Source organism: Methylobacter sp., from assembly GCF_023227905.1.
Lineage (GTDB): Bacteria > Pseudomonadota > Gammaproteobacteria > Methylococcales > Methylomonadaceae > Methylobacter_A.
This window is the reverse complement of the sequence record NZ_JALOCF010000056.1, coordinates 21,392-27,391: the sequence shown is the minus strand read 5'-3', so window position 1 is coordinate 27,391 and position 6,000 is coordinate 21,392. Positions and strand designations below refer to the sequence as shown.

The following is a 6,000-nucleotide window of genomic DNA, read 5'->3' as shown; positions in this document are numbered from 1 at the left end:
AGAGAGCATTAATGCCTAAGGCATGAATTTGTTGTTTCATCATGTCGCCCAGCGCATTATAAATAAGCTGGTGCCGCTGAACCAAAGATCTACCTTCAAAAATTTCAGCAACAATTGTGACATGATAATGACCACCGCCGCTCCGCGCACCGGCATGTCCGGCATGAGCGGCACTGTTATCAATAATTTCTAGAAGTTCCGGTTTAAAGGCATCATTTAAAAGTTGTCTAATTAATTCGGATGTCATTGTGGAAGAACCTTTTTAAATGGTTTAACGGTAACCTTGGCATAAACCCCGGCATTGATGTAGGGATCGACATTAGCCCATTGCTGGGCATCAGCCAGGCTGTCAAATTCGGCAACTACCAGACTGCCGGTAAAACCGGCCGTGCCGGGATTGTCGCTGTCAATTGAAGGGTGGGGGCCCGCTAGAATCAGTCGTCCAGCGTCCTGTAGCTCCTGCAACCGTTTCAGATGTGCAGGGCGTACGGATAGTCTTTTTTCCAGACTATCCGCTACATCTTCGCTAATAATGGCATATAACAAGTTCTACTCCTCCGTATCGGGTATGTATTTATATAAAAACACCATTTGGATCAAAATAAAAACAACCATTAATGCCGGTACGCCAAATGTCTTAAAGGTAACCCAATCGTCGGTATTGTAATTGTACATTACATAAATATTGATAAAACCCACGCTGATGAAAAAGCAGCCCCATAAAGTGTTTAATCGCCTCCAAACTAATGCAGGCAAGGTTAAACTGCCGGACAGCATTTTTTCAATGAAGGGCTTTTTACCAATATACTGACTGCCCAGAAAGGCCGCACCAAATAGCCATTCTATAATTGATAGTTTCCATTTGATAAATTGCTCATCCTTCAAATAAAGTGTTGCGCCGCCCATCACCAGAATCAATCCAAGGGTAATCCATTGCATGGTTTCAACCTTGCGGTGTTTAAACCAGGCATAAGCTACTTGGATAATGGTTGCCGCAATAACAACGGCGGTAGCGACATAGATGTCGTAAAACTTGAACGCAATAAAAAATAAAAGTATTGGGAAAAATTCGAAAAGCTGTTTCATTAGTAGCCAAAAGTAGGATGATCAGGCGTAAGCATCTATTCCTGTAATCAATTGAGCACGTTGGTCTTGCAGTGGTGCATTGAATGCCTGGTTATAGGCAGAAAGTGCTCTTAAGGTTCGCGAGTCGGTAGGTTTAATAATATTGTCTTGACCAGATAAATCAATGGTTAAGCTAATATCATTCCGTGTTTTTTTAATCTCTTCAGATGAAGAAGGCTGATTAATTTTGTTGTTCTGAGCATCTTTTGCAACAGATAGCTCATTTTCGTCTTTAACTTGCGCGCTATTATTCCGACCAACTTTCTGGTTAAGGTTTATAGGCGAAAAAGTTAATGATGAACTATGAATTCTCATGTAGGAAGCAAGTCGTTATGCCGTGGTTCATTGTAAAATTTTTGATGCGGAATGTACATGCTTGAATACCTGTTTCTGCTAAAATGCCTATTATTTTCGGAGAGAATTGTGGACAAAAACACACAAACAAAATTAGAAGCTGCGGCATTCAGACGCTTACTCAATCATCTGCAAAAAAACACCGATGTTCAAAATATCGATTTAATGATATTGGCGGATTTTTGCAGAAACTGTCTGGCTAAATGGTATATGGCCGAAGCAGTAGAGCAGGGCATAGAAATGGATTATGAACAAGCCAGGGAATTCATCTATGGCATGCCTTATAACGAATGGAAAGATAAATTCCAAACCGAAGCTACGCCCGAACAATTAGCCGCTTACGAACGCAAACAGCAAGGCCAATTATAATGTTGAATAAACCAGGATACGACGCCATGTTTTCCGGCGTGATAGGGCAAGGCTATGATCTGCTCAACTTAATTTGCCCCATAGCAACCGAAATGAGCCGATTAGTCGGCATTGCCTCTTCTGAGTATGCCGCGCAAGCAACCGAAAACTTTACCGTTGTAGAATTAGGCGGCGGCACCGGCATTACCACCTTATCGCTATTAACTGCTTCAGATAAATTTAATATCCTAAGCATAGATAACGAGCCGGTTATGCAGGAACAGGCAAAAAAACATCTGCACAAGTGGGCAGCAGAAGGCAAACTGGAATTTTGCGGCGATGATGCTTTGTCAGCATTAAAAAACATTGCAGCTGACAGTATCGATATCGTGGCCTCAGCTTATACCTTGCACAACTTTCTCGACACTTACCGCCAAGAAGTCATGCAAGAAATTTTCCGGGTTTTAAAACCCGGAGGACAATTTATTAACGGCGACCGTTATGGCCTGGATGATATTTCCGAACATACGCGTACCATACAGCAGGAAGTCAGCGGTTACTTCAAAACGCTAACCCAGATAAACAAATTGGACGTGCTGGAGCATTGGATAGTGCATTTGTTTAGCGATGAGTCGGAAAACCACGTCATGCGTGAGTCGACTGCATTGGAGCAGTTACGCGACGCTGGATTTTCAAACGTCACTCTTAGCCATAGGCTTGAAGTCAATGCGCTGGTTACAGCCACAAAGCCGGACTTATAAATTTAGCTTGGAATATATCACGAACATGTCATAGCTCATTATTACAGCTGAGGTAATCCAAGGTAGGGCTGCGCTAAAGGGTTATTGAGGTGTTCGTAGAAATTAGCTTCTTGGCCGAAAGTGGACAATAATGGTTTGTCTGAGAGCTACAAGTTAATTTTCCTGATAACTCCCATTTATAAAAGTTAATTGACCAACTTTATGCTCGTATTCATCCCACAGTACAAGTAATCCATTTTTCTTTCCATCCTTATAATTTGTTTCAATATATTTATTTTTATTCGGATGAAACTCCCTATGTTTACCGGTAAAAGGTGTGTTTTGATTTGGTAGATAAGCGAGATTATTTCTAACTTCCAACTGTTCCGAGATGACTATATCTTTCGGCTTTTTATCTTTAAATTGTTTTGGCTTTACATTTTTTGAAATATTACTTACCAGCTTAATTCTATTCATTGGCTTTTTATTTTTTAGAGCACTGGCTTTAGACCTAGCGTTTGCTTTCGCCAGTATTTCCGCTAAAACTCTAGCATCAGCGATACAATTCGAACTAAAAAATACTACAACCAATATGAATATTATATTTTTCATTAAATAATCTGGTCTGATATTGTTTCTGAAAACGACAAATTAACAGTTTAAAAGTCAACAAGTCAATTATTGCTTCATGTCATCCGTTCATTAAGATCGTAAAATAAGAGACAATCAATATTTCAAAGCATGAAGCTAAGCCACAAGGTAACGCAGGCAGAGCTCGGCGTCCTGCTGAGCAAGAACGGCAAGAGTTACCCTATAACGTCTTGACCCGCTGGACATGCCGCTCAAAAACCTGATCAAAAGTGGCGAGTTTGAAACATACGGTTATGTAGGCTCAAAATTTTCGTAACGAATTACAAAAATGATTTACTTATTATCGTAACGCATTACAATAAATAAAATTTAACGTAACGAGTTACGGAAATGAAAGACGCAAATGACACAGTTACAACCGATCTATCCAAAGGAAAACGCCGTGGTCGTCCGGTAACAGGAAGAGCCAAGAGCAATGCCGAACGCATGCGCGAATATAGGCGGCGACACAAAGCTCAAGGCGCTTCCAAGACTAGCGATAGGGCGTCCCGGGAATCCCTCGAGGCATTGGCGCAAACCATAGAGCGGCTGACGATTGAACGCGACAACGCCTTGAAATTGGTTGCTGAGCTTCAAGCGCAGTTGCAGCAATTTTTAACTGATTTGGGTTGATACGCGGTTGCCAACTCTGAGGTTTTCAGAAAGCACGATAATATTAAGTAGGCCTGCGGTCTGTCAGCGCGTGTTGAATGGCTCAAACAATAAACGTAACGGTAACGAATAATCTTTAACCGGCTGCGCCTTTATCCCCCTAATCAACAGCTTTAACACCTGAGCCTCAGCAGGGAATCAGCCCTGTACAGGTGGTGCGTAATGTTCAATTTGTTAATTCTCTTACTGACTGTTCTGTCAACTCATGGTCCATGTTAAAGTAGCTATTTATTGGCAAGTAAAAGGAAAAACAATGTGGAAAATCGCCTTCGGCGTAGCGCTTGGAATCGTTTTAGCCGGGATCATCACAACGGGTGGGTGGATGCTATTTGTTGGTGCGGTATTGCATGGCATCGGCGATGCGTTTCAGCAGAGTCAACAGCAATTAACATCCAATAAGCCCTTGAAAATAGCCCAAATCGGAACGAATGTTCAACAAAATCAGTCTATTAATGCAAGCTCTACAGATTCGGTTCGAGCTGTGGTGATTGATCCATCAAGAACAGCAGCATCTCAACTGATCAACGGTATGAGCCGAGAAATATTGCGAGGCACCACTATTGGCAAGCAGATCGAAAAAAGACAGCAGGTCATAGAAAACAGTCAAAAAGCCTATAAACAGGCACAGAATGATGTGGCGGACTTTAAATCCCAATACAAAAAGCCGCCCGAATGCTATGACATTAAAGATGACGCAACGCGGATACATTGTGCCAATGAATTTATTAGGGCTAGAAAAGCTTATGAGGCTTTGAATAAATGACTCGCTATTTTTATAAGCCTTTCCAGCTATGCAGTTGCTTTAATTGCGATTCCAGCCGGCTGCTGCGTTCTACTTCGAATCGGGACCAGAATAATATCGGGTCGCCATTGCTGTTCTTTATATCTCAGCGTTCCTCGGCTGAATAGCCAACCATCCCAGCCAGATATTGCAATTCGTTTGCTATCCAGCCGTTCGGCCATGATCGGCGCTCCGTTGGTGTCTATTCTGTCAATTTCCGTAACCGTTACGCCTAATAGTTCGGCAGCTTGCTCTTTCTTGCGGCTATTAAATTGACTCTGTGCTATAAGAGGGATGGATGGCTAACGCAAGAGCTATGCCGATAAAAGATAATACGCATATTGATATAATTTAACATAATATACATTATGCGAAGTAACATGTTTAAGCTTTCGCAGTCCAAAAAGCCCTCAAAGCGCGTAATAACCGTGATATGACAATCCCAAGCTGGCTGCTAAGCTGATCGGCTGATTACAAAACATCAGGATTTTTCGTTATTAGCCTACGAACCTTGCTAATTAAATTAAACTGCGCAGGATGATTGAAAACGACGATAAGCATCCAAATTACTTGTAACTGGTTGTACATCGAGCGTCGTTACAAGTTACTGATTTTGTCCAAGTAGTTCTTGCATTTTTTGGAGGTTGACTTGTCTGAGGCGGACTCATAGGTGCCTGATAAAAGGAAGGCTCCGGCTGGGCAACCCATCTGGGTTGTGCTGGCGGAGGAACGGTTAAGCTCTTTTCAATTTCGGCAATTTCTTCAGGTTTGGTAAATGCCACCAGTGTTAGTGTGTTTATATCTTGCGTAATATGAAAATACCTTAACGTACTCATGCCTATAAGCACTTCATCAAGATGCTGATTAATGCTGGCATTAAGATTGCTTATTTCTGCTGTACCAATTTTTAAGCTGTCGATATGGGTTAACTGATCAAAAACTTTACCACCCGCTGTTTCTGTTTGAATTGTACGCCCCACAGGTAAACCGGAAGCAGCTGCCAATTTTGCCGGAATAATGGTATGCGTTGCACCGGTATCAATCACGAATGGCATTGAGTAGCCGTTAATTAGTGCTGTCCCTCTGAAATGCCCGGCAGCATCAGCACGCAAGATAATGCCTCCAGTAATTAAGTCATGCGGATTTGCTTTAATTGCTTGAGAGTTAGCTGTTTTAAGTGCCTGTATTTTGGTCAAAAAAGCATTTGCCGAAAAAATAATAAAACACAGTACGCCAAATAAAAATAGAACATGTTTAAATCCAAAACCTCGTTTGAGTGGTTTATGCGTGCTGTACCGTGCCATATTCGTCCCAATGAAATATTTAGAATGATTTTATACGTTAGCATCC

General features: G+C 41.8%; 10 protein-coding genes. 4 read left to right on the top strand and 6 right to left on the bottom strand.

All coding sequences use genetic code 11. The annotated features are described in order from the left end of the window. The 4 genes from M0R47_RS18110 to M0R47_RS18095 form a co-directional block, all read right to left on the bottom strand. On the bottom strand, positions 1–247 hold a 247-nt coding region (locus tag M0R47_RS18110), incomplete at its 3' end, for a BolA family protein (protein ID WP_292557404.1). Beyond that, on the bottom strand, positions 244–546 hold the full coding sequence (locus tag M0R47_RS18105; RefSeq protein ID WP_292557402.1) for a YciI family protein: 303 nt from the start codon (positions 544–546) through the stop codon (positions 244–246). The genes M0R47_RS18110 and M0R47_RS18105, both read right to left, overlap by 4 nt. A gap of 3 nt (positions 547–549) precedes the next feature. Continuing rightward, positions 550–1,086, bottom strand: a complete 537-nt coding sequence (locus tag M0R47_RS18100) for a septation protein A (RefSeq protein ID WP_292557400.1) — start codon at positions 1,084–1,086, stop codon at positions 550–552. A gap of 21 nt (positions 1,087–1,107) precedes the next feature. Next, positions 1,108–1,440 carry a hypothetical protein gene (locus M0R47_RS18095; protein ID WP_292557398.1) on the bottom strand — a complete coding sequence of 111 codons (333 nt, stop codon included), beginning with the start codon at positions 1,438–1,440 and terminating at the stop codon, positions 1,108–1,110. A 108-nt stretch (positions 1,441–1,548) separates the two neighbouring features. Here M0R47_RS18095 and M0R47_RS18090 point away from each other — a divergent pair, with 108 nt between their 5' ends. Together M0R47_RS18090 and M0R47_RS18085 are read left to right on the top strand one after the other, a co-directional pair. Continuing rightward, positions 1,549–1,848, top strand: coding sequence for a DUF1244 domain-containing protein (locus tag M0R47_RS18090; protein WP_292557396.1), 300 nt, complete (start codon positions 1,549–1,551; stop codon positions 1,846–1,848). Beyond that, positions 1,848–2,588, top strand: coding sequence for a class I SAM-dependent methyltransferase (locus tag M0R47_RS18085; protein WP_292557394.1), 741 nt, complete (start codon positions 1,848–1,850; stop codon positions 2,586–2,588). Before M0R47_RS18090 ends, M0R47_RS18085 begins: the two co-directional genes overlap by 1 nt. Before the next feature lie 153 nt (positions 2,589–2,741). Here the strand turns inward: M0R47_RS18085 and M0R47_RS18080 are convergent, their stop codons facing one another. Then, positions 2,742–3,179, bottom strand: a complete 438-nt coding sequence (locus tag M0R47_RS18080; RefSeq protein ID WP_292557393.1) for a hypothetical protein — start codon at positions 3,177–3,179, stop codon at positions 2,742–2,744. 369 nt (positions 3,180–3,548) lie between these two features. Here M0R47_RS18080 and M0R47_RS18075 point away from each other — a divergent pair, with 369 nt between their 5' ends. Beyond that, a complete protein-coding gene (locus M0R47_RS18075) occupies positions 3,549–3,830 on the top strand; it encodes a hypothetical protein (protein ID WP_292557391.1) in 282 nt (93 codons plus the stop codon). Between the two features lie 292 nt (positions 3,831–4,122). Then, a complete protein-coding gene (locus tag M0R47_RS18070; RefSeq protein ID WP_292557389.1) occupies positions 4,123–4,632 on the top strand; it encodes a hypothetical protein in 510 nt (169 codons plus the stop codon). A 584-nt stretch (positions 4,633–5,216) separates the two neighbouring features. On the opposite strand, the gene M0R47_RS18065 is transcribed toward M0R47_RS18070, so the two are convergent. Next, positions 5,217–5,954, bottom strand: a complete 738-nt coding sequence (locus tag M0R47_RS18065; RefSeq protein ID WP_292557387.1) for a retropepsin-like aspartic protease — start codon at positions 5,952–5,954, stop codon at positions 5,217–5,219. Positions 5,955–6,000: the final 46 nt, after the last annotated feature.

Excerpts from the sequence above, each read along its gene's own strand:
- M0R47_RS18070 (WP_292557389.1), top strand. The coding sequence starts at position 4,123 with ATGTGGAAAATCGCCTTCGGCGTAGCGCTTGGAATCGTTTTAGCCGGG.
- M0R47_RS18065 (WP_292557387.1), bottom strand. The coding sequence starts at position 5,954 with ATGGCACGGTACAGCACGCATAAACCACTCAAACGAGGTTTTGGATTT.
- M0R47_RS18095 (WP_292557398.1), bottom strand. The coding sequence starts at position 1,440 with ATGAGAATTCATAGTTCATCATTAACTTTTTCGCCTATAAACCTTAAC.
- M0R47_RS18075 (WP_292557391.1), top strand. The coding sequence starts at position 3,549 with ATGAAAGACGCAAATGACACAGTTACAACCGATCTATCCAAAGGAAAA.
- M0R47_RS18080 (WP_292557393.1), bottom strand. The coding sequence starts at position 3,179 with ATGAAAAATATAATATTCATATTGGTTGTAGTATTTTTTAGTTCGAAT.
- M0R47_RS18085 (WP_292557394.1), top strand. The coding sequence starts at position 1,848 with ATGTTGAATAAACCAGGATACGACGCCATGTTTTCCGGCGTGATAGGG.
- M0R47_RS18100 (WP_292557400.1), bottom strand. The coding sequence starts at position 1,086 with ATGAAACAGCTTTTCGAATTTTTCCCAATACTTTTATTTTTTATTGCG.